24 protein-coding genes and 1 tRNA gene are annotated in these 23,282 nt (G+C 64.2%); 6 read left to right on the forward strand and 19 right to left on the reverse strand.

Annotation, left to right across the window (positions count from 1 at the left end; translation table 11 throughout):
* Positions 1-49: 49 nt before the first annotated feature.
* The 7 genes from typA to LAN37_00975 all read right to left on the reverse strand — a co-directional run bounded on the left by typA (position 50) and on the right by LAN37_00975 (position 8,003).
* Entirely contained in the window at positions 50-1,873 is a 1,824-nt protein-coding gene (typA, locus tag LAN37_00945) for a translational GTPase TypA (protein MBZ5645771.1), read from the reverse strand.
* Positions 1,874-2,052: 179 nt separating this feature from the next.
* On the reverse strand, positions 2,053-2,253 hold the full coding sequence (locus tag LAN37_00950; GenBank protein ID MBZ5645772.1) for a cold-shock protein: 201 nt from the start codon (positions 2,251-2,253) through the stop codon (positions 2,053-2,055).
* 190 nt (positions 2,254-2,443) lie between these two features.
* A complete protein-coding gene (locus LAN37_00955; GenBank protein MBZ5645773.1) occupies positions 2,444-3,421 on the reverse strand; it encodes a response regulator in 978 nt (325 codons plus the stop codon).
* A gap of 114 nt (positions 3,422-3,535) precedes the next feature.
* Positions 3,536-5,569: a S9 family peptidase gene (locus LAN37_00960; protein MBZ5645774.1), complete on the reverse strand. Its 2,034-nt coding sequence runs from the start codon at positions 5,567-5,569 to the stop codon at positions 3,536-3,538.
* A gap of 51 nt (positions 5,570-5,620) precedes the next feature.
* Positions 5,621-7,477: a TonB family protein gene (locus LAN37_00965; GenBank protein ID MBZ5645775.1), complete on the reverse strand. Its 1,857-nt coding sequence runs from the start codon at positions 7,475-7,477 to the stop codon at positions 5,621-5,623.
* A 15-nt stretch (positions 7,478-7,492) separates the two neighbouring features.
* A complete protein-coding gene (locus LAN37_00970; protein MBZ5645776.1) occupies positions 7,493-7,711 on the reverse strand; it encodes a hypothetical protein in 219 nt (72 codons plus the stop codon).
* Between the two features lie 202 nt (positions 7,712-7,913).
* Positions 7,914-8,003, reverse strand: a tRNA-Ser gene (locus tag LAN37_00975).
* A 152-nt stretch (positions 8,004-8,155) separates the two neighbouring features.
* Between LAN37_00975 and LAN37_00980 the strand changes: the two genes are divergently transcribed.
* Positions 8,156-8,881 (forward strand): DUF1761 domain-containing protein, encoded by a 726-nt coding sequence (locus LAN37_00980; protein MBZ5645777.1) that lies wholly within the window; start codon positions 8,156-8,158, stop codon positions 8,879-8,881.
* Between the two features lie 31 nt (positions 8,882-8,912).
* Here the strand turns inward: LAN37_00980 and LAN37_00985 are convergent, their stop codons facing one another.
* A complete protein-coding gene (locus LAN37_00985) occupies positions 8,913-9,647 on the reverse strand; it encodes a ZIP family metal transporter (protein ID MBZ5645778.1) in 735 nt (244 codons plus the stop codon).
* Positions 9,648-9,742: 95 nt separating this feature from the next.
* Positions 9,743-10,219, reverse strand: a complete 477-nt coding sequence (locus LAN37_00990) for a MerR family transcriptional regulator (protein MBZ5645779.1) — start codon at positions 10,217-10,219, stop codon at positions 9,743-9,745.
* 328 nt (positions 10,220-10,547) lie between these two features.
* Here LAN37_00990 and LAN37_00995 point away from each other — a divergent pair, with 328 nt between their 5' ends.
* On the forward strand, positions 10,548-10,994 hold the full coding sequence (locus LAN37_00995; GenBank protein MBZ5645780.1) for a hypothetical protein: 447 nt from the start codon (positions 10,548-10,550) through the stop codon (positions 10,992-10,994).
* On the opposite strand, the gene fabD is transcribed toward LAN37_00995, so the two are convergent.
* The 5 genes from fabD to LAN37_01020 all read right to left on the reverse strand — a co-directional run bounded on the left by fabD (position 10,988) and on the right by LAN37_01020 (position 14,407).
* Positions 10,988-11,938, reverse strand: coding sequence for an ACP S-malonyltransferase (fabD, locus tag LAN37_01000; GenBank protein ID MBZ5645781.1), 951 nt, complete (start codon positions 11,936-11,938; stop codon positions 10,988-10,990). The genes LAN37_00995 and fabD overlap by 7 nt on opposite strands.
* 9 nt (positions 11,939-11,947) lie before the next feature.
* Positions 11,948-12,979: a phosphate acyltransferase PlsX gene (gene plsX / locus LAN37_01005; GenBank protein ID MBZ5645782.1), complete on the reverse strand. Its 1,032-nt coding sequence runs from the start codon at positions 12,977-12,979 to the stop codon at positions 11,948-11,950.
* Positions 12,980-12,994: 15 nt separating this feature from the next.
* Positions 12,995-13,180, reverse strand: coding sequence for a 50S ribosomal protein L32 (rpmF, locus tag LAN37_01010; protein ID MBZ5645783.1), 186 nt, complete (start codon positions 13,178-13,180; stop codon positions 12,995-12,997).
* 67 nt (positions 13,181-13,247) lie between these two features.
* Complete coding sequence (locus LAN37_01015; protein ID MBZ5645784.1) at positions 13,248-13,799, reverse strand: DUF177 domain-containing protein; 552 nt, start codon at positions 13,797-13,799, stop codon at positions 13,248-13,250.
* A 125-nt stretch (positions 13,800-13,924) separates the two neighbouring features.
* Positions 13,925-14,407 (reverse strand): prepilin-type N-terminal cleavage/methylation domain-containing protein, encoded by a 483-nt coding sequence (locus tag LAN37_01020; protein MBZ5645785.1) that lies wholly within the window; start codon positions 14,405-14,407, stop codon positions 13,925-13,927.
* Between the two features lie 256 nt (positions 14,408-14,663).
* Between LAN37_01020 and LAN37_01025 the strand changes: the two genes are divergently transcribed.
* The 3 genes from LAN37_01025 to LAN37_01035 all read left to right on the forward strand — a co-directional run bounded on the left by LAN37_01025 (position 14,664) and on the right by LAN37_01035 (position 17,368).
* Positions 14,664-15,785 (forward strand): aldo/keto reductase, encoded by a 1,122-nt coding sequence (locus tag LAN37_01025; protein ID MBZ5645786.1) that lies wholly within the window; start codon positions 14,664-14,666, stop codon positions 15,783-15,785.
* An 88-nt stretch (positions 15,786-15,873) separates the two neighbouring features.
* On the forward strand, positions 15,874-16,971 hold the full coding sequence (locus tag LAN37_01030; protein MBZ5645787.1) for a hypothetical protein: 1,098 nt from the start codon (positions 15,874-15,876) through the stop codon (positions 16,969-16,971).
* Between the two features lie 169 nt (positions 16,972-17,140).
* Entirely contained in the window at positions 17,141-17,368 is a 228-nt protein-coding gene (locus LAN37_01035; protein MBZ5645788.1) for a hypothetical protein, read from the forward strand.
* Between the two features lie 60 nt (positions 17,369-17,428).
* On the opposite strand, the gene LAN37_01040 is transcribed toward LAN37_01035, so the two are convergent.
* The 5 genes from LAN37_01040 to LAN37_01060 form a co-directional block, all read right to left on the reverse strand.
* The gene (locus LAN37_01040; protein MBZ5645789.1) at positions 17,429-18,607 is read right to left on the reverse strand and encodes a D-alanine--D-alanine ligase; all 1,179 of its coding nucleotides are present in this window, start codon (positions 18,605-18,607) and stop codon (positions 17,429-17,431) included.
* Positions 18,607-19,554, reverse strand: a complete 948-nt coding sequence (gene rocF / locus LAN37_01045) for an arginase (protein MBZ5645790.1) — start codon at positions 19,552-19,554, stop codon at positions 18,607-18,609. The genes LAN37_01040 and rocF overlap by 1 nt, the downstream gene beginning before the upstream one ends.
* Positions 19,555-19,557: 3 nt before the next feature.
* The gene (locus LAN37_01050; GenBank protein MBZ5645791.1) at positions 19,558-19,986 is read right to left on the reverse strand and encodes a GxxExxY protein; all 429 of its coding nucleotides are present in this window, start codon (positions 19,984-19,986) and stop codon (positions 19,558-19,560) included.
* Between the two features lie 51 nt (positions 19,987-20,037).
* The gene (gene asnS / locus LAN37_01055; GenBank protein ID MBZ5645792.1) at positions 20,038-21,381 is read right to left on the reverse strand and encodes an asparagine--tRNA ligase; all 1,344 of its coding nucleotides are present in this window, start codon (positions 21,379-21,381) and stop codon (positions 20,038-20,040) included.
* 125 nt (positions 21,382-21,506) lie between these two features.
* Positions 21,507-22,346: a sugar phosphate isomerase/epimerase gene (locus tag LAN37_01060; GenBank protein MBZ5645793.1), complete on the reverse strand. Its 840-nt coding sequence runs from the start codon at positions 22,344-22,346 to the stop codon at positions 21,507-21,509.
* A gap of 318 nt (positions 22,347-22,664) precedes the next feature.
* On the opposite strand from LAN37_01060, the gene LAN37_01065 reads away from it, so the two are divergent.
* The gene (locus tag LAN37_01065; protein ID MBZ5645794.1) at positions 22,665-23,282 is read left to right on the forward strand and encodes a cytochrome P460 family protein; all 618 of its coding nucleotides are present in this window, start codon (positions 22,665-22,667) and stop codon (positions 23,280-23,282) included.

The raw sequence follows: 23,282 nt of genomic DNA on the forward strand, positions 1-23,282 counted from the left end.
GCCACTCCGAGAGGAACGCTATAACGCGGGCCTGAAGGCCCGCGCTACCTCATTCCGTCGCGGTCGCAACGGGCGTCGCGTTCTTACGGGGTCGCTTGTTCGACTGAAGGACTTTCTTGCGCAGGCGCAGGGACGTGGGCGTGATCTCGACGAACTCGTCGTCGGCGATGAACTCGATGGCCTGCTCGAGGTTCAGCTCCTTGTGCGGGACAAGGCGGATGGCCTCGTCGGCGGTGGAAGCGCGCATGTTGGTGAGCTTCTTCTCGCGCACGCAGTTGACGTCGAGGTCGGCGTCCTTGGCGTTCTCGCCGATGATCATGCCCTCGTAGACCTCGACGCCCGGACCGGCGAACAGCTCGCCGCGCTCCTGGAGGCCCCACAGCGCATAGGCGGTGGTGGTCCCCGGCCGGTCGGCGACCAGGGCGCCGGTGGGACGGTGCGGAATCTCGCCCAGCCACTCGATGTAGCCGTTGAACAGTGAATTCATGACCGCGGTACCGCGGGTGTCGGTGAGCAGTTCGCCGCGGATGCCGATCAGGCCGCGGCTGGGGACGTCGAACTCCAGGCGCACACGGCCATATCCGTGATTGTGCATCTTGACCAACTGGCCCTTGCGCGAGCCCAGCTTCTCGATGACCACGCCGACGTAGCTCTCGGGCACGTCGATGGTGAGCTTCTCCACCGGTTCCATGGTTTTGCCGTCGACGTTGCGGGTGACGATCTCCGGCTTGCCGACCATGAGCTCGTAGCCCTCGCGGCGCATGGTCTCGATGAGAATGGCGAGCTGGAGTTCACCGCGGCCCATGACCTTGAAGGTGTCCATCGTGCCGGTCTCTTCGACCCGCAGGGAGACGTTGGTCAGCAGCTCCTTTTCCAGGCGCTCGCGCAGGTTTCGCGAAGTGACGTACTGCCCGTCGCGGCCGGAGAAGGGCGAGGTGTTGATGGTGAACTGCATGGCGATCGTGGGCTCGTCGATGATGATGCGGGGCAGCGGCTCAGGGGTCTCGGCGCTGGTGATGGTGTCGCCGATGGAGATGCCCTCGACGCCGGCGATGGCCACGATGTCGCCCAGCTCGGTTTCCGTGATGTCGGTGCGCTTCAGCCCGCGGAAGGAGAACAGCTTGGTGATCTTCGTTTTCTGCACCGAGCCGTCCACCTTGGCGATGCCGACCTCTTCTCCGGTGCGCAGCGTGCCGTTGAAGACGCGCGCGATGGCCATGCGGCCGAGGTAGTCACTGTAATCGAGGTTGGCAACCAGGATCTGAAGCGGCCCCTCCGCCGTTCCGCCCGGCAGGGGGATGTTCGCGAGGATGGCGTCGAAGAGCGGTTGCAGGTCCTCGCCCGGCAGGTTCATATCGGGCGAAGTGGTGCCGGCCTTGGCGTTGGTGTAGAGCACGGGGAAATCGAGCTGGTCTTCCTCGGCGTCGAGATCGATGAACAGGTCGTAGATCTCGTTCAAGACTTCCTGCGAGCGGGCATCGCTGCGGTCGATCTTGTTGATGACCACGATGGGCGGCAGCTTGGCTTCGAGCGCCTTGCCCAGCACGTAGCGGGTCTGGGGCAGCGGGCCTTCGCTGGCGTCCACCAGGAGCATGACGCCGTCCACCATCTTCAGGGCGCGTTCCACCTCGCCGCCGAAGTCGCTGTGGCCGGGTGTATCCACGATGTTGATCTTGATGTCGTGGTAGAAGATGGCGGTGTTCTTGGCCAGGATGGTGATGCCGCGCTCACGCTCCAATTCGTTGGAGTCCATGACGCGCTCTATGACCTGCTCGTTGGCGCGGAAGGTGCCGCTCTGGCGCAGCATGGCGTCCACCAAGGTGGTCTTGCCGTGGTCGACGTGCGCGATGATGGCGATGTTGCGGATGCTCAATTTAGTAGTTGGTAGCTAGTAGTTAGTAGCCCGTACTCGGTTCTTGGCAGCTAGTGTTTGGACGTACAGCTGGCGCTTGAACGGCTTGCCGAGCTACTGACGACCAACTACTAGCTACTGCTTTACAAAAAGAAAGGGCGGCTTGTGACCGCCCTTCTGGTGTAGCGAAAGTTTTCGTCTTACAGAGGACGAACGTTCTCGGCCTGCCAGCCCTTGGGTCCCTTCACGACGTTGAACTCGACCGCCTGGCCTTCCTGCAGGCTGCGGAAGCCCTGTGCCTGGATCGCGGAGAAGTGTACGAAGACATCCTCCCCGTTCTGGCGGCTGATGAAACCATAACCCTTAGCGTCGTTGAACCACTTTACTGTTCCTTGTTCCATGGTGTAGCTAATTCCTCTTCTGTGATTTTGTTTTACGCTGAGTTGAACCGGAAGGTACCGCGAGGCAGGCTGCTTGAAGCTTGTTTCTGCGGATACAACTTACGTTCGAACCAAACGCACAATTATTCTATCGCGAAAGCCCCAGGAAAGCCAGCGTCTGCCGATCCGGTTTTTCCCTGCAGAGCCGATATCAGGCGTTCCCCGGCCTCAGGGCCGGAGCGGGTGGATTGTTCAGCACCTGGCGGAATTGGGCCAGCAAAGAGGAATCGAGCCAGCCCTGGTTCACATGCTCTTGCATGATCTCCATGGCCTGGGAGCGGTTGAGGGCCGCCTTATAGGGCCGCTGGGTGGTGAGAGCGTCGTAGATGTCGCCGATCTGAAAGACGCGCGCCACCAGCGGGATCTGCGCGCCCTTGAGGCCGTCCGGGTACCCCGAGCCGTCGAAACGCTCGTGGTGGTGGCGGATGATGGGCAGCACCGGCCGCAACGAGGTCAGGGGAGCGCACAACTGCTCTCCAACCACGGGATGCTGGCGCACGAGCTGCCATTCGGCATCGCTGAGCTGCCCCTTCTTCAGCAGGACGGACTCGGGGATCACAACCTTGCCGATGTCGTGGAGGACGCCGCCGATGCGCAGCGCGCTCAGCTCCTCCTCGGAGCAGCCCACGCGCTGTCCCAGGCGGACGGCGTAGTCGGCGACGCGGTCGCAGTGACCCTGGGTGAAGGGGTCCTTCCCTTCGATGACGCGGGCCAGCATGAAGAGGGCGTCGGCGGCCTGCTCCAGCTCGTCGGTGTAGGCCTTCATGACGAGCAGCGAGCGGACGCGGGCGAGCAGTTCGGCGCGGTCGAAAGGCTTGATGAGCAAGTCGTCGGCGCCGCATTCCAGGCCGCGTACGCGGTCCTCGATCTGGGAAAGGCCGGTGACGAGCACGACCGGGACCAGGCGGCTGTCCGGGCGGTGCTTGAGGATGCGGCACACCTCGAAGCCGTTCATGCGCGGCATGACGATGTCGAGCAGGACCACGTCGGGCTGGAAGCGGTCGTAGACCTCCAGGGCCTGGTCGCCGTCCTGGGCGAAGGCGAGTTCGTAGCCCTCGCGCTGGAGCAACTCCCCGAGCACGTCGCGGATGGACTCGTCGTCGTCGACGATGAGAATCTTGCCTTTCATGGCTGGCCGCTTGCGGCAGACGGACAGGACAGCGTACCGTCCCCAAGAACAGGTTAACCTGATGCCCGTCCGGACAGGTTAGTTACGAAAGACCGTTGCACTACAGGCGGTGCGCTACCGGCGGTCCGCCTGGTCACGAACGTTCGGGAAAGGCGGCATGTACTTGTCGAACCAGTCCAGCAATCGGTGCATGATGTCGCGACGGTGCTCGGGCTGGGCGACGTTGTGCCCCTCGTTGGGATAGACCACGAGCCGAGTGGAGACCCCGAGGGTACGCAAGGCGTGCCAGAACTCGTAGGACTGCGGCGCCGGGCACTCGCCGTCGCGCTCGCCCACCAGCACCAGCGTCGGCGTCCGCGCCTGCTTGATAAAGGTCATGGGCGCGCTGCGGGCGTACACCTGGGGGTCATCGTAGACCGTGGCCCCGAAGAAGGGGACCATCCATTCGTCAATGTCGTTCTGGCCGTAGTAGCTGAGCCAATTGGCGAGGCCGGCGCCGGCCACCGCCGCCCGGAAACGATTTGTCTGCGTGACCGCCCACATGGTCATGTAGCCGCCGTAGCTCCAGCCGGTGATACCCACGCGTTTGGGATCGATGGGAAACGATCTCAGCGCGGTGTCCACGCCGGCCATGATGTCGCGGAAATCGCCGTAGCCGAAATCCTTGACGTTGGCGCGCGTGAACTCCTCCCCCTGGCCGTAACTGCCGCGCGGATTGGGCTCGAGGACGAAGTAGTCCTCGGTCGAGAGCAGCGCCGTCCCCAGGAACGGCCGCGGCCAGGTGTTGTGGGCCGCCGACGAAGGCCCGCCGTGCACGACGACCACCATGGGATACGTGCGCTTGGGATCGTAGTGGCGCGGGAAGAGGAGCCACCCCTGCACCGTGAACTGGTCGCTTTTCCACTCCAGGCTCTCTGCCTTGCCCCAGGAAGGACGCGCCTCCGCGTTGCTGTGTGTGATCTGGGTCCAGGAGCCGATGGGGCCAGCAAAGAGCTCGGGCGGACGCTCCAGGGAGTCGCGCACCAGGGCGGAGGTTCGGCCGTCGCCCGCCAGCGACACGCTGAAGCGGTAGCTGGCGGCGTGGATGGACTCGGCGGCGCGCCACAACTCTTCGATTTTCCCGCTGGCGGGGTCGAGGGTGGCGATCTGGGCCATGCCCCCGACGGTTGCGGCCAGCACGAGCTGCCTGCGGCCGGGATCCCAGGTGAGCGAGTTGGCGCTGGCGCGCATGCCCGGCGTGAGGTTGCGCGGCTCGCCGCCAGTGGCTGGAAGCAGGTAGACGTCGCCGCCGACCACGCCCTGGTCGCTCATCAATCCGCCGATGAACGCGATGTTCTTGCCGTTGGGCGACCAGAGTGCATCCGCCATTTGCATGTCCGGCTTCAGGAGGGAGGTGATCTGCCCGGTCGCGACGGGCATGGTGTAAAGCTGGGCGATCCACCAGTTGTTGTCGCCGGAGCCGTGCGCTGCGATCAGGGCCATGGTCTTGCCGTCGGGTGACCAGTCGTATTCGTACACATAAAGGTCGGCGGGCGAGACCTGCCGCGTGGTGTGGGCGTCCAGGTCGAAGATGGCGATGCGCTGCTCGAAGGGGTGTTCCTCGATCTCGCCGGTCTGGGGCGTCATCGGAGCCAGCGGGCCGGCCTCCCGGGGAGCGTTCTCGATGAAGAGAAAGGCGAGCCGGGTACCATTGGGGGACCAGCGAGGCTCGTCAAAGGCGCCGGTCATGTCGGTGAGGCGGCGCGGCGTCGCGGCAGGACGAGTGACGTCGGCGACGTAGAGCTGCGGCTGGCCGGAAGCATTGGAGACAAAGGCAAGCTGGCGGCTGTCCGGCGACCAGGCGATCTTCTGTTCGGCGGCGTCGCCATCGGAGGCCGCGGTGATGCGCTGTGGCTTGGTCCTCCCGGCGGCATCCGCGACGAAGATGGCGCTGTGGCCGGTGGGATCGCCGTTGGAGCCGTTGAGGGCCTCGACCCACGCCACGCGAGTTCCGTCCGGCGAGATGGCCGCCTGGCGGAAGGTGCGCGTGGCGAAGAGCGCGTTCAGATCAGTGTCGAGCGATGAGGCATTCGCAGGCGACTGTGCGAATGTCGCAGGCGACAGGACAACCAGGAAAACCAGGCAGACCAGAACCGGCCGGATCTTCATCGAACCCCCAGGCGGCCTATTCTAAACGGACGCTCCCGGAAACACGGTGAATCACCGATTCGGATCGAAGTGCAAGCGGATGGAGACGGGCGCCTCTACGGGAGTACCGTTGAGTCTGCAGGGCTCGTAGCGCCAGCGGTGGACCGCGTCAAGAGCAGCTCGCGTCAGCATCGCGTTCCCCTTCACGACCTCCACCTTGCCGATCGTGCCGTTCTCCCGAACCACGGCGTTCAAGAGCACGTCACCCCTGATCTGGAGACGGCGGGCGGCCTCGGGATAGACCGGCGCCACCCGCAGGACCAGCCGCGCGGGCACCACCCCTTGCGATTGGCGTGCTGGGCCCGGCGCATTAGGGACTTCGGCCCGGGGCTCGGTGAAGCTGGGCAAAGCCGCCGTGTCGGAAGCCATCTCGGGGGGCGTAACGGAGTCAGGGGCAGGCTTCTGGTTCGGACGGCGGATCGCAAACTCGGGCACATCGGCAACGACGGTAGAAGCTCGAGACTTCCCCGGCCCGCTCATCGGGTCGGTGCTGTTCGCGGCGGTCGCGGCCGGGACGGAATCCTTCACTTCGACCGGCTGGGGCGCTGCCTCGGCGGGAAGCGGCACAGGGGACATTGCCGGCACGGCCGGGCTCGAAGCCGGGGCCGCCGGCGCCGGGCGGAGCGTCTGCCTGCGATAGACGTAAACCCAACCGCCGGCCGCGACGACCGACGATGCGACCACGACCAGCGCAAGCCGCGCAGCGGATGACAGGCGTTGGCGCGACGGCCTCATCGATCCGGCGGGAGGGACCGGCCCGGTCACCGCCGCGGGGATACTGAGAGGGGCTTCAGCCGCAGGCATCGTCAAGTCCACTTTCTTCGGCGCCTCGCTGGCAGGTGATTCGATCTTCACCGCCGTGGCCGCGGCCTGGGCGGGCTGGAGAGTCTCCGCCGGCGTGGTCGGAGGGGAGATCCTGGCGGGAGTGGCCGTTGCCACGAGCGCAGGCGCCGCAATCGGCTCCTCAAGTCGCACCGGGGGGACCGTCGCCGCGGGGAATGCCACCGCGAAGCGGCGCAGCACCGTAGCGATCAACTCGCTGGCCTGGCGCAGACGATGCAGGTCGGCGTCGGCGAAAGCCCGCGGACGATCGGAAAAAACCTCCAGCACGCCGCAGACCTCCTCGCCGTCGTGGATGGGGACCAACACGGCCGAACGCAGGTCGAGTGCGCGGCAGACGGCGGCGTCGACGCGCGGATCGAACTCGGTGTCATGGCACGAGACGGGCAGCCCGCTGCGGACGCACTGGCCTGAGAGTCCGCTGTCGGCTTGCAGACGAACCCCGAGGCTCGGGGCGGCGCCCGAAGACGCCCGACAGGTCATCTCGTCCCGTCTTCCCAGCGCGATCGCGGTGCCGTTGGCGCGGCAGATCCGCGACGTGCGCTCGGCAATCAGTTGCAGGGCACCGTCAAGATCGGGACCGAGCGCGGCAATCTCGCTCTCAAGCTGGGCCACATCGAAGCTGAGTCTCGGCGCAGCGGTCGCCGGGGGCGTACGCTCCACTGCCGACGCGCCCGCGGAGCTTCGCGTCCATCGTCCCAGCGCCTCGGCGGAGCCTTCCTGGAATGAAACGATGCGTATCCCGGCACGTCCCGAGGCTTCCGCCCAGCGGACGTCACCGCGCGCGCGGATGCGCGTGCCGCCATCCGGGAGGGAGAACTCCACGTCGGTCGAGGCCCCGTGCGGAAGCCGAGCAACGGCCTGCACCGAAAGACCGCCCTCGCACAGGTCGAGGACGAGCCCGCCGTTGTCGCCAGTGAGCGAGACCGGCACGATCTGCTCGTTCACGACAGCGCGGCGCGTGCTGCGCCGCCGTTCCGGCCGCGGTTGCGGCCCGGGGATCGGGATGCTGGGCGAAGCGGACATCATAGGCTCCAGACGAGATTACGGGAACTGCTTCACTTCTCCGTTGCTGGGCCTGGTTACGCCCGCAACGCCGGCGGCAGCGGCAACGACGTGCACAGGAGCGTTCTCGCCGTCATCGGCGAGAAGGCGTGCGGCGGCGCGCAGCGTCTCGATGTCGCTCTCCATTTGCTGGATCTCCCGCTTCTTCTGCAGGATGTCGCGCTCTTTCTGCTTGATGACCTCAACGATGTTCTTCATGACAGTCCTCGACAAAAGCTGGTAGGGACCAGGCTGGCGGTCCTGTAGTGCTGTTGCTGGAAATGGCGAAGCGCGGAGTACTGCGCTGATTGGAGTCATTTAACCACGCATCGTTGTGGAAATCGTGCTGAATTTTCGTCCCGGTGCCAGGACTGTGCGAAGAACTTCAGGCAGGGACCATGTCGGGAGTCACCGTGGCGTATGGCGGAGGGTGAGGGATTCGAACCCCCGGTGCCCTTTCGGGCACAGCGGTTTTCAAGACCGCCCGTTTCGACCGCTCACGCAACCCTCCGCGCTTGCGATAGCAAGAGTTTACCAGCACTTTCGCAGGGGCCCTCGTGCCGACTGGGGGACTCCTGTGTTCGCGAGTCACTGATTCAAGTGATATCAGTCACGGCGCGGGGGTGGCAGCCAACGGATACTGCGCATGTGGGGAGGTGAGCGATGCTTACCCTGCTCCTCTTGCTGCTTGCCGTTGTTGCCATCGTCAGCATCCTCATGCCGCTGCTGTTCGCCACGCAGGTGTACCGGATCCGCCGAGGCCCTCGGCATGTGAGCTGTCCGGAGACTCATGAAACCGTAGCCGTCGAGATGGACGCGATGCACTGCGCCACGACGGCGCTGAGCGGCACCGAATACGTGCGCCTGGCCTCCTGCTCGCGCTGGCCGGAAAAGAGAGCGTGCGATCAGGATTGCGTCTACGAACTATTCCAGGAGGGGCCCGCCGAGGAAAGGCGCGTGTCTCCGCGCATCCGTCATGCCGCGGTGCTGGCCGGCGCGGGGCTGGCCTGGCTGCTGGGCGCGCTCTGGTACGCGGAGCCGGTGTTCGGCCGTACGTGGATGCGGTTGACGGGTCTCACGGAAGAGGCGGCACGGGCGCGCGCCGAGCTGGTGCTTCCTTACCTGGTACCGCTCGCCGGATTCCTTGTGCTCGGATATGTGCTCGCATGGGGGATGGCGCGAAGCGGGCGAGAGGGCATGGTGCGCGAGGCCTGGCTGGCGGTGCTTTTGTGCGCCGTGTTCTTTGCCCTGGACCTGCTGGTGCGCGCGGTCATTCCCGGACCCTGGCTGGCGTTCACCTGGGTGGACGTCACCTACGCGCTGGCGGGAAGCCTGGTGACCGGCGCCGTAGTCGGCGGCTGGCCGGCATGGGCCCGCGCAATCTCCTGATCTTGGGGCGATCCAAGCAGAATCAGCAGGCTCAGGCGAACATCTTGGTCAGAACAGAAACCAGCAGGAAGCCGAAGATGAGGCCGAGCGACGGACCCTTGGCCTGCGGCTGCTGGCGGCTCTCCGGGATGAGTTGATCGGAAGCCACAAAGATCATGGCGCCGGCGGCCAGCGCCAGGGCGAAGGGAACCATGGGGCCGATAATGCGCACGAACCACACGCCCAGCACGGCGGCGATCGGTTCTCCCAGGCCGGAGCAGGTGGCCCACAAGATGGCGCGGGAACGCGAGAAGCCAGCCGCTCGCAGCGGCATGGCGACAGCCAGCCCTTCGGGGATGTTCTGGAGAGCGATGGCAACCGCCACGATCACGCCCAGCTTGGGCGCACCGCCCGCGAAAGAAACGCCGACCGCCAAGCCTTCCGGCAAATGATGCAGCGTGAGCGCTGCGGCCATGAGCAGGCCGAGCCGCTTGGCGGGGCCGGTCAGTTGCGGCGCGAAATGCGGTTCCAGGTGGGGGACCGCAAGCTCCAGGTGGAAGACCAGCAGGGCCCCGATGGCCAGGCCAAGAGCGACCGTCCAAACGCCGTTCTGGCGCAGCGCGGGGCCGAGCAGGGTGATGGAACCGGCGGCCAGCATCACGCCCGCGCTGAATCCGAGCAGCGTGTCATAGACACGGCGCGAAAGTGTGGGAACGAGCGCGATCAGCGAACCGCCCAGGCCGGTGGCCAGGCCGGCCAGCAGACTGGCGATCAGGGCCGCGCGCACGGCTCGCCTCCTCGGCGACAAAAAACGGGGTGCAGCGAGGCCGCACCCCGAACGATCGAGTTCTCACTTCTCCTCATGCTGGAGCCCGCCCCGGGCTAAACGGCCGCCGCGGTCTTCGAAGCCTCGATGTGGTTGCCGTTCTGGGCCAGCAGAGCCCTGAAGTTGTCGCAGTTCGGCGCAGCGCGATAGACCGGGCAAAAATAACAATCCTGCACCGAGACGACGGGGCACGCCGCACGATTCGCCCAGCACGGCTTGGAGGCGTCGGAGATCACCGGACAGTTCCGCTTGCTCTCAAAACCGCAGTGGCGGATCTCCCAGCAAGGTATAAGCGCTAATAGATGACGGATCCCGGCAAAGTTCAGGCGTGCCTCCCGAACCAGACGCATCACCGTGCTGATCCAAGGAAAATCATGCTCGGTGTAGTAGCGCGTCCCACGACTGGACTTCAGCGGGAGCACAAGGCCTTCCCGTTCGTACAAGCGAAGCAGATCCACCGAAATGCCGAATTGCCGAGCGACCGCCCCGATCTTCAGGCTGCCGTTCGGCAGGTGCCCTTGCTTCTTTTCCATTCCTAATCGCATACGTGGCCACCAGTTGGACCCAAAGATCCAAGCGAATTGCTGTTACTCCAGAAAGTGCAGTTTTCGCACCAGTGAAGATGACTTGAAAGTCGAGAGCAAGTTGCTGAAAACGTGTGACTTAGGCTGTGCAGCGGGAGGAGGAGTGGGATGGGAGCAAGGCCCATAGCGGGAATTGGCGCACAAAACCGTGAGTTTCCGCTCAAGGAGCCCACAATCCGGGTGATTTACGCTGTTGCGAAACCCAGCAGTCGTAGAAAAACGCGGAATTCCGAGGCGATCCGTCGGGGACGGACATTTTTTCGTAAAATGAAAAATCATGCCCACGACGCTGTTCGAAGCTCCGCCCTATGACCCCAAGCGCGAGCGTCGGCGCAACGCCATCCTCGGCTTGGTCGTGGGCACGCTGATCGTGATCGGTGTTCTGGGATACCTGTTCCGCTACCTGCCGTACGAACGGGTGGTGGACCACTTTTTCACGGCGCTGGAACAAAAAGATTTTGAGAAAGCGTACGGCATCTGGCTGAACGATCCGAGCTGGAAACAAAATCAAACCAAACATGCCAACTACAGTTTCCACGATTTCTACGTGGATTGGGGCCCGGGCGGGGAGTGGGGCATCATCCGCCAGCACCAGATCGTGGGGTCGGCGGCGCCCAAGGGGGGAAGCGGGGTGGTGGTCGTGGTGCGCGTCAATGACCGCGCCGAGGAAGCCCGCATCTGGGTGGAGCGAAGAGACAGGACGCTGACGTTTTCGCCCTACTGACCGGCTCTGGTCGCGGCGAGGTTCTCCAGCGTTCTCTGCAGCGATGCACCGTCTTCCACGTTGGCGCAAGTCTTCGAGCGGTCGATCTGCCGCATGAGGCCGCAAAGCACTTTCCCCGGACCAACCTCAACGAACGTGTCAACTCCCTTCCCGATCAGAGCGCGCATGGAGCGCTCCCACTGCACCGCGCCGGTGACCTGGCGGATGAGCGCGTCGCGCGCCTGCTCCGTGTCGGTGGTCGGCGCAGCGTCGAAGTTCTTGACCACCGGGACGCGCATAGGATGGAAGGTGAGCGCGCGCAGGTCGTGGGCCAGACGGTCCTGCGCCGGCTGCATGAGCGCGCAATGAAAGGGCGCGCTCACGGGCAGCATGATGGCGCGCTTGGCGCCGCGCTGCCTGGCGAGTTCGGCGGCTCGCTCGACCGCAGCCTTGCTGCCGGAAATGGCGATCTGGTCGGGCGAGTTGATATTCGCGGGGGAGCAGACCTGCCCCTGCGCCGCTTCCTCACAGACTTTTTGCAAATCCTCAAGCTTCATTCCGAGGACCGCGGCCATGGCGCCTTGGCCCACGGGCACCGCTTCCTGCATGTACTTGCCGCGATTGCGAACCGTGCGCACCGCGTCGGCGAAGTCCAGCGTGCCCGCGGCGACGTGCGCCGAGTATTCGCCCAGGCTGTGACCGGCGACGAAGTCGGGGGTGAAGCCCTTCGAGTGCAGCACGAGGAAGGCGGCTACCGAGACGGTCAGGATGGCGGGCTGGGTGATCTCGGTCAGCTTGAGCTTGTCTTCCGGGCCTTCGAAGCAGATCTGGGAGATCCGGAAGCCGAGGGCTTCGTCGGCCTGGTCGAAGGCATGCCGCGCGGGCGGGTAGATCGCCGCCAGTTCCTTGCCCATGCCCGCAGCCTGCGAGCCTTGTCCGGGGAATAAGAATGCGATCGCCATAATGAGAAGAGCTTACGTGGTGGCTGCGGGTTTGACCTTTCCGTTGATGACCGCCAGCTCGTGCTCGATCTTGGCATTGATGCCCGCGTTGGCGAACTCCGAGGCGACGCGCAGCGCGTTCTTGATGGCGTTGGAATTCGAGGAGCCGTGTCCGACGATGCACACCCCCTTGATCCCCAGCATCGGGGCGCCGCCATACTCGGAGTAGTCGAGGCGCTTCTTGAAATCCTTGAAGGCGCGGCGAGACAGCAGGAATCCGAGCTGGGAGCTGATGGTGGAGGTCAGGGTCTCCTTCAGCATGTAACGCACGGTCTCGACCATGCCCTCGGACACCTTCAGGGCCACGTTGCCGACAAAGCCGTCGCAGACGATGACGTCGAGCTTGCCGTTGTAGAGGTCGCGTCCCTCGACGTTGCCGACGAAATTCAGCGGCAGCCGCTTGAGCAGTTGGTAGGCAGCGCGCGTGAGCTCGTTGCCTTTCGATTCTTCCTCGCCCACCGAGAGCAATCCCACCTTGGGCTGGCGGATGCCGAAGATGGTGCGCGAGTAGATATCGCCCATCACCGCGAACTGCGCGAGGTTGTGGGGCTTGGAATCGACGTTGGCGCCGACGTCGATCATGATGGCGGCAGTACCCTGCGAGGTGGGAAAGACAGCGGCCAGCCCAGGACGATCCACACCGGGCAGCGCGCCCAGCACCATCTTGGCCGTAGCCATAGCGGCGCCGGTGTTGCCCGTGGTGACAAAGCCCGCAGCCTTGCCCTCGCGGACCAGACGGCAGCCGACGCGCAGGGTGGAGTCGCGCTTGGAGCGCACCGCCTGCGCCGCCTTCTCGTGCATGCCGATGATCTCGCTGGCATGGGCGATGCGGATGGGCAGGCCCTCGGCCGAGGGATGCAAAGCCAGTTCCGCACGCACGGCCTGCTCGGGGCCGACCAGGACGATTTCAACGTCGTGGTGGCGCGCCGCCAGGATGGCGCCTTCGACCTCGGGCTTCGGGGCCCGGTCGGAGCCCATCGCGTCCAGCGCTATGACGGTCGGCATCGCGATCCGTGAGGGCTACTTCGTCTCTGCGACTTCGATGATCTCGCGCCCCTTGTAGTAGCCGCACTTGGGGCAGACGCGGTGCGGCATCTTGCGCTCGTGACAGTTGGGGCACTCGGAAAGCGAGTGCGCAGTCAGAAAATCATGGGCGCGACGCTTGCTGGTCCGCGCCTGCGAATGTCTCCGCTTCGGATTTGCCATGAAAACCTCCGGGGACGAGCCGCGAACCTGTGCGGTTCCCCGGTCGCCACTTCTCTTTCGAATTTCACTAACCTGGTAGCTTGTCCTTGAGGTCCTTGAGGGCGTTCCAGCGCGGGTCCGGTTGCGAGGCGCCGCACTGGCAGCTCTCCAGGTTCAAGTTGCGCCCGCAATGCGGGCAAATCCCTTTGCAGTCCTCGCGGCAGACCGCCTTGATCGGCACCGCGAGCAGCACCTGCTCGCGCAGGACGTCCTGCAACTGCAAGCCTTCGCCGACGTAGTAACCGATCTCGGTGTCGGCCTCGTGGACCGCGCGTTCGTGCGTTGTGGCATCCACCCCCAGCGGCCGGTACAGCAGGTCGAAACTGCTGGCCACGTCGCGCAGCACCGGGTCCAGGCAGCGCGCGCACGGGAGCTCCACGCGCGTCCTGTAATCGCCGACCAGGCGGATGTCCTTGACCGTTTCTTTGCCGCCGCGATGCTCTTCGATAAGGACGGCATGGCCCGACGTCGTAAGGCCTGTCCGCTGGTGCAAGTCTGGCCCAAAATCAATCGCCTGAGGCCGGAACTCCTCCGCAAAATCGATCTGGTGGAGTTCTAACTCGTGGATACTGATGAACATACGTACACTTTTCGGCCCGGGTGGTGAGCACGTGGTTTCCACGGGCCAGCACCAGAAACGGACTTCAACCTGGGGGCAAAACTCAAGAATAGCGGCCCAGTGAAGGAGGTGTCAAGAAATGCGGCTCATTCGATCTGCTTGGTGCAGTTGGCGGCGCCGTTCGGATCGTAGGTGATGACGGTCATCTGGTTGGAGCAGAAGCCGCGCACACCGGTCTGGCCGACCGTCGTCGGGACTGCGGTGAGCCCGTAGGCGGCAATCGGGTTCCCCATCGGATTCACGATCGCGAATTGGTAGCCACTCTTGCCACAGGGCTGGTTGGCACAGCCGAGCACCCAATCGAGTAAGGAGGCATTGTTCGGCCCGGGCGGCCCCCCGCCCACCGGCGCTCCGAGCTTGGCCAGGTTGTCCGCGTAGCCCACGGACGGATAAGAGATCGAATAGGTGGTCTGAGCGGTCGAGATGGAGCGTAGAGAAGATACGGCGGAGGCCTCGTTGGCGGAGATCCGAGACTTGATCAGATTGGGAATCGCCATGGCCGCGATGACCAGGATGATCGCCACCACGATCAGCAGTTCGATCAATGAAAACCCGGTTTGTCTTCGCATAGTCCTACCCCCGTACAGCTCTGCGGCCTGGATCCTGGGGAGGGTACGGAGAGCGGCAACAATATATCACGGGGCCACGGGCGCAAGCACCCGCCTTTAGTGCAAGAAGATTAGTGGTAACCGGACGATGGTTACCAAGACCTTTGGGCACCCATTGGGGAAATCATCGGCATCGCTCCCGGCGCCGGTAGGAGGGGCCGCCGTGCCGGCTGCGGCGGAACTGCGCACGGAGGAGCGCCTGATAGACTGACCGCCTATGATCCCGGGGTTTGCGACCGCCGAAGGGACCGCGCGTTACCGCGATCGCTTTCCCCAGTTGCGGGACGCCGGGCATTTTCGCCGTCCCCAGCACGTCCCCGGCGCGGGCGAACTCTGGCTGGCTTCCGTCGGGCTGGGCACCTACCTGGGCGAACCCAGCGAGGCTGTGGACCGCCTCTATACGGAGGCGATCGCGGAGGCGCTGCGTACCGGCATCAACGTGCTCGACACCGCCATCAACTACCGGCACCAGCGCTCGGAAAGGAACATCGGGGCCGCGCTACGCCAGGTGCTGGATGCGGGCGTGCGGCGCGACGAAGTGGTGGTGTGCACGAAAGCAGGCTACCTTTCGTTCGACGGCGACATGCCCCCGGACCCGCGCGCGTATTTCATGAAAGAGTACGTCGAGCCGGGACTCTTCAAGCCGGACGAGGTCGCCGGCGGCATGCATTGCATGGCGCCGAAATACCTTGCCGACCAGATCGAGCGCTCGCGCAAGAACCTGGGGCTGGAGACCATCGACGTCTTCTACGTGCATAACCCGGAGTCCCAGTTGGGCGCGGTCCCACGGGAAGAATTCCGAGTCCGACTGAAAGCAGCATTCGAGGTGCTGGAAAAGGCGGTCGCCGCGGGCAAGATCCGCTACTACGGAACGGCCACCTGGAATGCATTCAGGGTACTGCTAAGCGAGCAGGAAGGCATCGATCTGGCTGACGTCGTGTCGCTGGCGCGCGAGGCCGGCGGAGAGCAACACCACTTCCGCTTCGTGCAGCTTCCCTTCAACTTGGGAATGCCAGAAGCGTACGCGCTGCGCAACCAGCATGCCGGAACCGAGGCGGGCTCGCCGCTGGAGATCGCGGCCCGGCTTGGGGTCGCGGCCGTGGGAAGCGCGACGCTGTACCAGGGCCATCTTACCCGGGATCTTCCGCCCTTCATCGGCGAGAGACTGGGAATGGCGACCGACAGCGCCAATGCCATCCAGTTCGCCCGCTCGGCGCCCGGGCTGGCGTGCGCGCTCATCGGGATGAGCGGCCGCGAGCACGTTCGGAAAAACATGGAAGTAGCCACCCACCCGCCCACGCCGCAAGCGGATTGGGAAAGACTTTTCGCTTCACACTGAGACCCCGCAAAAAATCCCGTGCAAGGACCCTAAGCGCCGGCGTTCTCCTCTTGCAGGCGGGAAGCACCCGCGTCTGCAAGGAGGAGTTATGAAAACCTGTTTCAGACTGGGGACGGCGCTGGCAGTGGCGGCGATCTTCTGCTTTGCCGCGTGGAACCGCGCCGACGCCGGCAGGCCGGCGCGCAGCGATTACCGCGTGCTGGCGCCCATCACGCAGGGCAACCTGACCATCTTCCCCGTGGTCGCTTCCACGACGTACGACACCAGCAAGTTCATCACGCTCGACGAGGGATTGCGCTCGGGCGACGTGGTCGTCACCGAACTGGGCAACGTTCGCGGGATGATCCGGCCGCGTCCCGGGCACGTCGAACCCGTCCCACATCGAGACAGAGGAGCCGAGGTCAACCGCCTGGTCCTGGTGAACAATTCGAACCGGCCGCTGCTTCTGCTGGCGGGCGAGATCGTCACCGGCGGCAAGCAGGACCGCGTCATCGGCAAGGACCGCATCGTCCCGGCGCAGAGTGATCCGCTGGACATGAGCGTCTTCTGCGTGGAACCTGGGCGCTGGACCGCGACCAGCGACAAGTTTGGCGGATTGCAGTCGCAGATGGCCCAGCCCGCCATCCGCTCCAAAGCCATGGGCGACAAGAACCAGCAGATGGTCTGGGATGAAGTACACAAGTCACAAGCCGCCATGGCCAGGTCGGTCCCGGCTCCCGCGGCGGCGGAAGTGAACGGCGCTGCCTCGTATGCGGGCGTGATGTCGAACGAGGAAGTGAAGAAGCAGGTGGACTCGGTGGCCATCCCGGTGCAGCGCTCGTACGACAGCGTGATCCGGCAGTTGCGCGCGCAGAATGCCGTCGGCGTGGTAGTGGCGGTGAACGGCCAGATCATCTGGGCCGACCTGTTCGCCAGCACCTCGCTGCTGGAAAAGTACTGGCCGAAGCTGGTGCGCTCCTACGCCGCCGAGGCGGTCACGACGCGACGCACGCGTTATTCCACGTCGAACACGGCCGACGCGCAGGATTTTCTCGAAGACTTCGAGGGACTGCGGCAGACGGTCGAGACCGAACCTGGGGTGTATCGCCACACGGAGATCGCGGGCAAGGGCTTCCGCGCGTTTGCACTGGCGTCGTTGCTTCCCAAAACGGGGTTCGACCTCCACATCAGCAAGATGGCGGAATAGCTGGCGATGGTAAAGATTTGTAAATCCGGGCAGGCGGTGCGGCGACACCGGAAAACGGATTTGGTTGCATCGGCGAGAAGAAATTTTGCCCGCAACTAACAGGGCCTCTGCCGTGTCTAATCAAGCAGGCAGAGGGAGTAGGGTCCTAAGGAGTCGGAGGTGAGGTGACATGGGGGAAAAGTTCTCAATTACGGAAATGGTCGTCTTGCGGAGTGAGTTGCTGCAGGGCGCACTGGATTCGCAGCAGGCCGCGGAAATGCTCCAGGTCTTCTTGATGGGGCATGGGTATGGGGTCTCTCCGGACGCGGCGCGCGCCGCCGCCAGCCGGGTCGAAGGCGCAGGGTGCTCTCTGGAAGCCATCCAGCAGGAGTTGGAACGTCTTGCGCTCGTGATGTAACCGCATCGGTACAGAGCGTCAGGATCAAACGCCGGGCCAACCAGCCCGGCGTTTCCTTCTCTATTCCCGGCTGTACTTGTTCTTCTTCTTGTCGGCCTGGCGTTCGAGACCGAGCTGGATGAGCCGGTCGATGAGCTTGGGATACGAAAGGCCGCTTGCCGCCCACAGCTTGGGATACATGCTTATGGACGTGAAGCCGGGCATGGTGTTGATCTCGTTCACGTAGATCCTGTGAGTTCTAGGATCCATGAGGAAGTCCACCCGCGCCAGGCCCGAGCAGTCCACAGCCTGGAAGGCGGTGGTCGCCATCTCCTGAACTTGCTTCATCTGTTTCTTGCTGAGCTTGGCAGGGATGTGGAGCTGGGAACCTTCACTCAGATATTTCGCCTCGTAATCGTAGAACTCCTTGCCGGGAACGACCTCGCCGACGACGGAGGCCTCGGGCCGGTCATTGCCCAGCACCGAGCACTCCAGCTCGCGGGCCTTGTGCCTGGCGCCGCCGACACCTTCCTCGACGACCAGCTTGCGGTCGTACCTGGCGGCCTCGTCCATGGCGGGGCCGAGTTCCTTCTTGTCATGCGCCTTGGTGATGCCCACCGAGGAGCCGAGATTGGCCGGCTTCACGAACACCGGGTACTTGAGCTTCCTGTCGATGAGCTTGCGCACGCCCTTGGGGTCGTGTTCCCAGTCAGCACGCAGCGCCGTGACGTGCTTGACGATGGAAAGACCGGCAGCGGCGAACAGGCGCTTCATCACATCCTTATCCATGCCGGCGGCGGAGCCGAGCACGCCCGCGCCGACGTAGGCGATGTCGGCCAGCTCGAGCAGGCCCTGGATGGTGCCGTCCTCGCCAAAGGTGCCGTGCAGGACGGGGAAGATGATGTCCACTTCGATGGGGTGTGCGGCATGTGCGCCATGGCCTCCGCCCTCGAAGGGAGCGAGCGCAGTCTCCGGTACCGGCGGGACGAGAACGTCCTCGCCTTTGGCCAGCAGTGCGGCGCCCGGCGTGGCGTCGGGATCCCCGGCGCGCAGGTGCCGCTCCTCGTGCTTCTCGCCGCGCAGCAGGCGCTCGGCGTGGTGCGCGGTCAGCCAGCGGCCCTTCTTGGTGATGCCGATAGGCACGACTTCGTACTTGTTCTTGTCAATGGCTTCGACCACGGACGCAGCCGAGAGCAGCGAGACCTCGTGTTCGCCGCTGCGGCCGCCGAAGAGGATTCCGACACGGAGCTTTTTCGTCATTACAGTATCTTCTTCCCAAACACTGAACACGCCAGCTCGACCGCCAGATCGGCGGTGCGGTTGTGCTCATCGATGACGGGATTTACTTCCACGATTTCGAAGCTGAGCAGGCGGCCATGGTCGGCGATGATCTCCATGGCCAGGTGCGCCTCGCGGTAGGTGGCGCCGCCGCGGACGGGAGTGCCGACTCCAGGCGCGTCTTCCGGGTCGATCCAGTCCATGTCGAGCGAGACGTGGTAGCCGGCGGTGTTGCGCCCGGCCAGGCGCAGCGCCTCTTCCATCACCGTGCGCATGCCACGCTCGTCGATGTCGCGCATGGTGAACACCTCGATCCCGGCGCGGCGGACGTTTTCCTTCTCCCGATCGTCGATGTCGCGGATGCCCACCAGTACGCAGTTCTCCGGCGAAACCTTGGGGGAGAAATCGAAGATGTTCCCCAGTTCCATCGGTCCCAGGCCCATGATCGCGGCCAGCGGCATGCCGTGCACGTTGCCGCTGGGAGAGCTCTCGGGCGTGTTGATGTCGGAATGCGCATCGATCCAGATCAGGCCGCATTTCAGGTTCTGGCGCCGGTAATACTCGGCCACACCGGCGACGGTGCCGGCGGCGACCGAATGATCGCCTCCCAGCACAACCGGGATCTTGCCGGCTTCGAGCGTCTTCACCACCAGTTCGGCGTGCTTGGTGCAGGTGGCCGTGATCTCCTTGAGGTACTTGGCGCGCGGATCGCCTTCCTTCTTCTGCTCGGCGATGGCGACGGCGACGTTGCCGGCGTCCTCGACCTTGTGCCCGATCGCCTCCAGCCGCGCCTCGAGGCCCGCCACGCGCACCGCCGACGGGCCCATGTCCACGCCGCGCCGCGATTGACCGAGGTCGAGGGGCACGCCGATCACACGGATCTTCTTCGGAGTGATGTTCGTAAATACCGGATTGCCTGCAGTTGCCATACCCTAAGATTTCACCGCCGTGATCGCCGAGACCGCCGAGCGAGGAAATTCATTGACGATCTTCTTCAATCCCTGCTTCAACACCCGCACATTGAAATTCAGTAGCAGCCCGACACGCCTTTCCGACATTCGCAAATAGGACATCACTTGAGCCTGGTGCACGGGCAACAACTGCTCAACCGCCTTTACCTCGACCACGATCTCATCCTCGACGAGCAAGTCGAGACGGTAGCCGCAATCAATCACGACCCCGCGATAGTGGACTGGCAATTCTCTTTGCCTCTCCACCTTAGAGCCAAGCTGAACTAGTTCGTACGCAAGACAGGCTTCATAGGTCGACTCCAGCAACCCCGGACCAAGCGCCCGATGGACATTGATGGCAGCACCAATGATCTTGCGTGTGATCCGATCCAGCTGTTCTGCATCTTGCATTTTTCATTCTCCTCGGCGATCTCGGCGTGCTCGGCGGTGAATGAAACCCGTTCATGGATACATCCGATGCAGCATGCGCGGGAAGGGGATGGTCTCGCGTACGTGCTCCAGGCCGCAGATCCAGGCCACCGCGCGCTCGATGCCCATGCCGAAGCCGGAGTGCGGCACGCCTCCATACTTGCGCAGATCGAGATACCACTTGAAGGCCGCCTCGGGCAGATCGTGCTCCCGGATGCGCTTCAGCAGCAGGTCGTAGGAGCCGATGCGCTGGGAGCCGCCGATGACCTCGCCGTATCCTTCCGGCGCGAGCACGTCCACGCACAATGCCAGGTCGGGGCGCACCGGATCGGGCTCCATGTAGAACGCTTTCACCGACGCCGGGTACCGATGGATCATCAGCGGCTTGTCGTACCGTTGGGAAAGATAGGTCTCGTCGGGCGAGCCCAAGTCGCTACCGTACTCGAACCTGGTTTCCAGCTCGCCGCGAGCGTGGCCGTCCTGGAGCATCTTCACCGCTTCGTCGTATGTGATCCGGGGGAAAGGAGCGGCGACCTTCTCCAGCTTGGAGACATCGCGCCCGATCACCTCGAGGTCGGCGCGGCGGCGCTCCAGCACCCGCTGCACGATGTGCGAAATGAACTGCTCGGCCAGTTCCATCAAGCCTTCGAGTTCGAGGAACGCTACTTCGGGCTCCACCATCCAGAACTCGGTGAGATGGCGGCGCGTCTTCGATTTTTCCGCACGGAAGGTGGGGCCGAACGAGTACACCTTGCCCAGCGCCATCGCGGTGGCCTCGATGTAGAGTTGCCCGGACTGGGTGAGGAACGCCTGCTCGTCGAAGTAATCCACCGGGAACAGCGTCGTGGTGCCCTCGCAGGCGGCGGGAGTGAGGATGGGCGGATCGGTGAGCACGAACCCCCGCTCGTCGAAGAAATCGCGCGCCGCCTTGATGATCTCGGCGCGCGTGCGCAGGATCGCCGCCTGGCGCGGCGTGCGCACCCACAGGTGGCGGTGCTCCATCAGGAAATCGACCCCGTGCTCCTTGAGGGTGATGGGGTACGGATCTTCCTCGGGCACGCGCTGCACGACCTTCAGGTCGGTGACCTCGATCTCGAATCCGCCGGGGGCGCGCGTCTCCCGGCGCACCTTGCCCCGCGTCACCACGCTGGACTCCTGCGTCAGGGTGCGGACGGTCTCGAACACCTCGGGCGTGACCATCTCCTTGAACACGACGCCCTGGATGACGCCGGTACCGTCGCGGAAGATGGGGAACAGCAATTTCCCGCTGCGGCGCAGGTTGTAGAGCCAGCCGTGGATGGTGACGATCTCGCCGTCATGGCGGCCGACACCCGCAATCGCCGTCAGCGGCGCCGGGACTTCATGCGTTCCTTCCATGAGTACGTCAGGACCTCAGGGCTTTCGCCCGACAAGTTTCTTCTCTGCGAGATGGCTCTGCCTGCTCCCCGCAACCGGTTCGACGGCCGGTTCCGCCGTGCCTCGCGGGTTTGACAGCAATGTAATTACGGTTGTGCCGCCTGCGCCGCCTGCTCCAGCCGCTTGAAGGCGTCCGCCATGCCGTTGGGGATGTCCGTCTTCCCCTCGCCGTTGATCTCCATCAGGAGAGCCGGCACCAGGGGCGCGGAGCGCAGCAGGGCAACCGCCTCGGCCCAGTCGATGTTGCCGTCGCCCGGCCACAGGTGCGTGTCGGCAGATCTGTCGTTATCGTGCACGTGGGTGGAGCGGATCTGGTTCTTGAGCTGCTCGAATGTCTCCTGTACTCCGGCTCCGAGGTGGGCGTGCCCTACGTCGAAGCAGAAGCCCACGTCGTCGAAGTGCAGCGTATTGACCAACTCGAGCAGCCGCTCCGGGGTCGAAAGCTCGTTGGGAATGTTCTCCAGCAGAAGGGTGACGCCGAGCGGCTTGGCAAAGGCGCGCAGGTGCTCGATCGAGGTCATGGCCGCCTCGAACTTCCCCTGGTCGAATTCATCGCCGGAACAGCCCACGTGCTGCACCAGGAACTTGTAGGGGATCTGCTCGGCCACCTCGATGGCGCGCTTGATCTCATCCATGGCGACGATGCGCTCGCGCTTGTCCGCGGCCGCGATGTTCACCGGCGGCGAGCCCTGACGTCCCCACTCGTAGTCGCTGTACATGGGCGAATGCATGGATTGCAGGGGGACGCCGCTGGTGCGGAACCAGTCGGCGATCTCCTTCACCTGGGACTTGCGATTGGCGTAGTCGAAGTGGCCGCGGGCGCCGAAGATCTCGATAGCCTGGGCGCCAGCACGCGCCAACCCGTCCAGCAGGCCGGGATGGAGCCGCTCCTTGATGTACACGTACGTGGACATGGCCCGGATCATGGTTCGTCGACCGCCTTTCCGTCCCCCATCACGACTTTCGCCCGGCTCACGCCAAGATTAATAATTGCAGCAGAATCAATGACTTGCAGGAGATTCCCAGCCTGTTCTGGGGTCGAGACAGGCGCTTCCCGCTCACTAGGGCAGACCATTGAGGCTAGCTTAGCGGGGCACCGCCAGTCAAATAAGTCGCTTTCGCGATTTCCAGCCGACCGGCACCGGGCCAACGACCAACGTTGAACCAACTCGAGCTCAACAACGTACCGGAAATACATAACTGCCGTGTGACGTCCGCGCAGCTTGCACGTCTCAAAGGGGGGTATGAAGAAGGCTGTGAGTCTGGCTGTGCTGATCCTGGCGGCTGCTGCCGTTCTGGCGCTGAACGCCCTCAGTAGTGAGACGGTAAGTGGCGCGCCGCGCTTCAACGATAAAGGCGAACTTCTGCCCCCGGAGGACTATCGCGACTGGGTGTATCTCACGTCGGGGTTAAACATGTCATACACGGAGAACGGGCGGCGAGCCGGACCGGCCGGCGAAACCGACGAGCCCCTGCCGTTTGACAACGTCTTTGTGGAGCCGTCCGCGTATCGCGAATTCAAGCGGACCGGCACCTGGCCCGACCACACCATGTTCGTGATCGAGATCCGCTCATCAAAGACGAAGGTGCACCCCAACCAGAGCGGGTGGGTACAGGGCGACGTTGTTGGCATGCCCGCCGCAGTGAAGGACGTGAAGCGCTTTGGGGACAAGAAGTGGGGCTACTTCAGCCTGATGAGCAATGGCAAGCCGACGCCCTCGCAAGCTATGCCCGCCGATCACTGCTGGAACTGCCACAATGCGAACGGCGCGGTGGACAACACCTTCGTGCAGTTCTATCCGACGCTGAAGCCGATCGCCGAAGAGAAAGGCACGTACAAGAAGACCGGTCCCGGACAGTGA

Source organism: Terriglobia bacterium, assembly GCA_020073495.1.
In the GTDB taxonomy this organism is placed as follows: domain Bacteria; phylum Acidobacteriota; class Terriglobia; order Terriglobales; family Acidobacteriaceae; genus JAIQFD01.

What these genes read in the sequence shown, in the direction of transcription:
- LAN37_00990 (MBZ5645779.1), bottom strand. Translation starts at nt 10,219, where the DNA reads ATGGAAAAGAAGCAAGGGCACCTGCCGAACGGCAGCCTGAAGATCGGG.
- LAN37_01065 (MBZ5645794.1), top strand. Translation starts at nt 22,665, where the DNA reads ATGAAGAAGGCTGTGAGTCTGGCTGTGCTGATCCTGGCGGCTGCTGCC.
- LAN37_01020 (MBZ5645785.1), bottom strand. Translation starts at nt 14,407, where the DNA reads ATGCGAAGACAAACCGGGTTTTCATTGATCGAACTGCTGATCGTGGTG.
- LAN37_00955 (MBZ5645773.1), bottom strand. Translation starts at nt 3,421, where the DNA reads ATGAAAGGCAAGATTCTCATCGTCGACGACGACGAGTCCATCCGCGAC.
- LAN37_00995 (MBZ5645780.1), top strand. Translation starts at nt 10,548, where the DNA reads ATGCCCACGACGCTGTTCGAAGCTCCGCCCTATGACCCCAAGCGCGAG.
- LAN37_01060 (MBZ5645793.1), bottom strand. Translation starts at nt 22,346, where the DNA reads ATGATCCGGGCCATGTCCACGTACGTGTACATCAAGGAGCGGCTCCAT.
- LAN37_01040 (MBZ5645789.1), bottom strand. Translation starts at nt 18,607, where the DNA reads ATGACGAAAAAGCTCCGTGTCGGAATCCTCTTCGGCGGCCGCAGCGGC.
- LAN37_00970 (MBZ5645776.1), bottom strand. Translation starts at nt 7,711, where the DNA reads ATGAAGAACATCGTTGAGGTCATCAAGCAGAAAGAGCGCGACATCCTG.
- asnS (MBZ5645792.1), bottom strand. Translation starts at nt 21,381, where the DNA reads ATGGAAGGAACGCATGAAGTCCCGGCGCCGCTGACGGCGATTGCGGGT.
- LAN37_01015 (MBZ5645784.1), bottom strand. Translation starts at nt 13,799, where the DNA reads ATGTTCATCAGTATCCACGAGTTAGAACTCCACCAGATCGATTTTGCG.
- plsX (MBZ5645782.1), bottom strand. Translation starts at nt 12,979, where the DNA reads ATGCCGACCGTCATAGCGCTGGACGCGATGGGCTCCGACCGGGCCCCG.
- rpmF (MBZ5645783.1), bottom strand. Translation starts at nt 13,180, where the DNA reads ATGGCAAATCCGAAGCGGAGACATTCGCAGGCGCGGACCAGCAAGCGT.
- LAN37_00950 (MBZ5645772.1), bottom strand. Translation starts at nt 2,253, where the DNA reads ATGGAACAAGGAACAGTAAAGTGGTTCAACGACGCTAAGGGTTATGGT.
- LAN37_00965 (MBZ5645775.1), bottom strand. Translation starts at nt 7,477, where the DNA reads ATGATGTCCGCTTCGCCCAGCATCCCGATCCCCGGGCCGCAACCGCGG.
- LAN37_00960 (MBZ5645774.1), bottom strand. Translation starts at nt 5,569, where the DNA reads ATGAAGATCCGGCCGGTTCTGGTCTGCCTGGTTTTCCTGGTTGTCCTG.
- LAN37_01035 (MBZ5645788.1), top strand. Translation starts at nt 17,141, where the DNA reads ATGGGGGAAAAGTTCTCAATTACGGAAATGGTCGTCTTGCGGAGTGAG.
- LAN37_01050 (MBZ5645791.1), bottom strand. Translation starts at nt 19,986, where the DNA reads ATGCAAGATGCAGAACAGCTGGATCGGATCACACGCAAGATCATTGGT.
- rocF (MBZ5645790.1), bottom strand. Translation starts at nt 19,554, where the DNA reads ATGGCAACTGCAGGCAATCCGGTATTTACGAACATCACTCCGAAGAAG.
- LAN37_01030 (MBZ5645787.1), top strand. Translation starts at nt 15,874, where the DNA reads ATGAAAACCTGTTTCAGACTGGGGACGGCGCTGGCAGTGGCGGCGATC.
- LAN37_00980 (MBZ5645777.1), top strand. Translation starts at nt 8,156, where the DNA reads ATGCTTACCCTGCTCCTCTTGCTGCTTGCCGTTGTTGCCATCGTCAGC.
- LAN37_01025 (MBZ5645786.1), top strand. Translation starts at nt 14,664, where the DNA reads ATGATCCCGGGGTTTGCGACCGCCGAAGGGACCGCGCGTTACCGCGAT.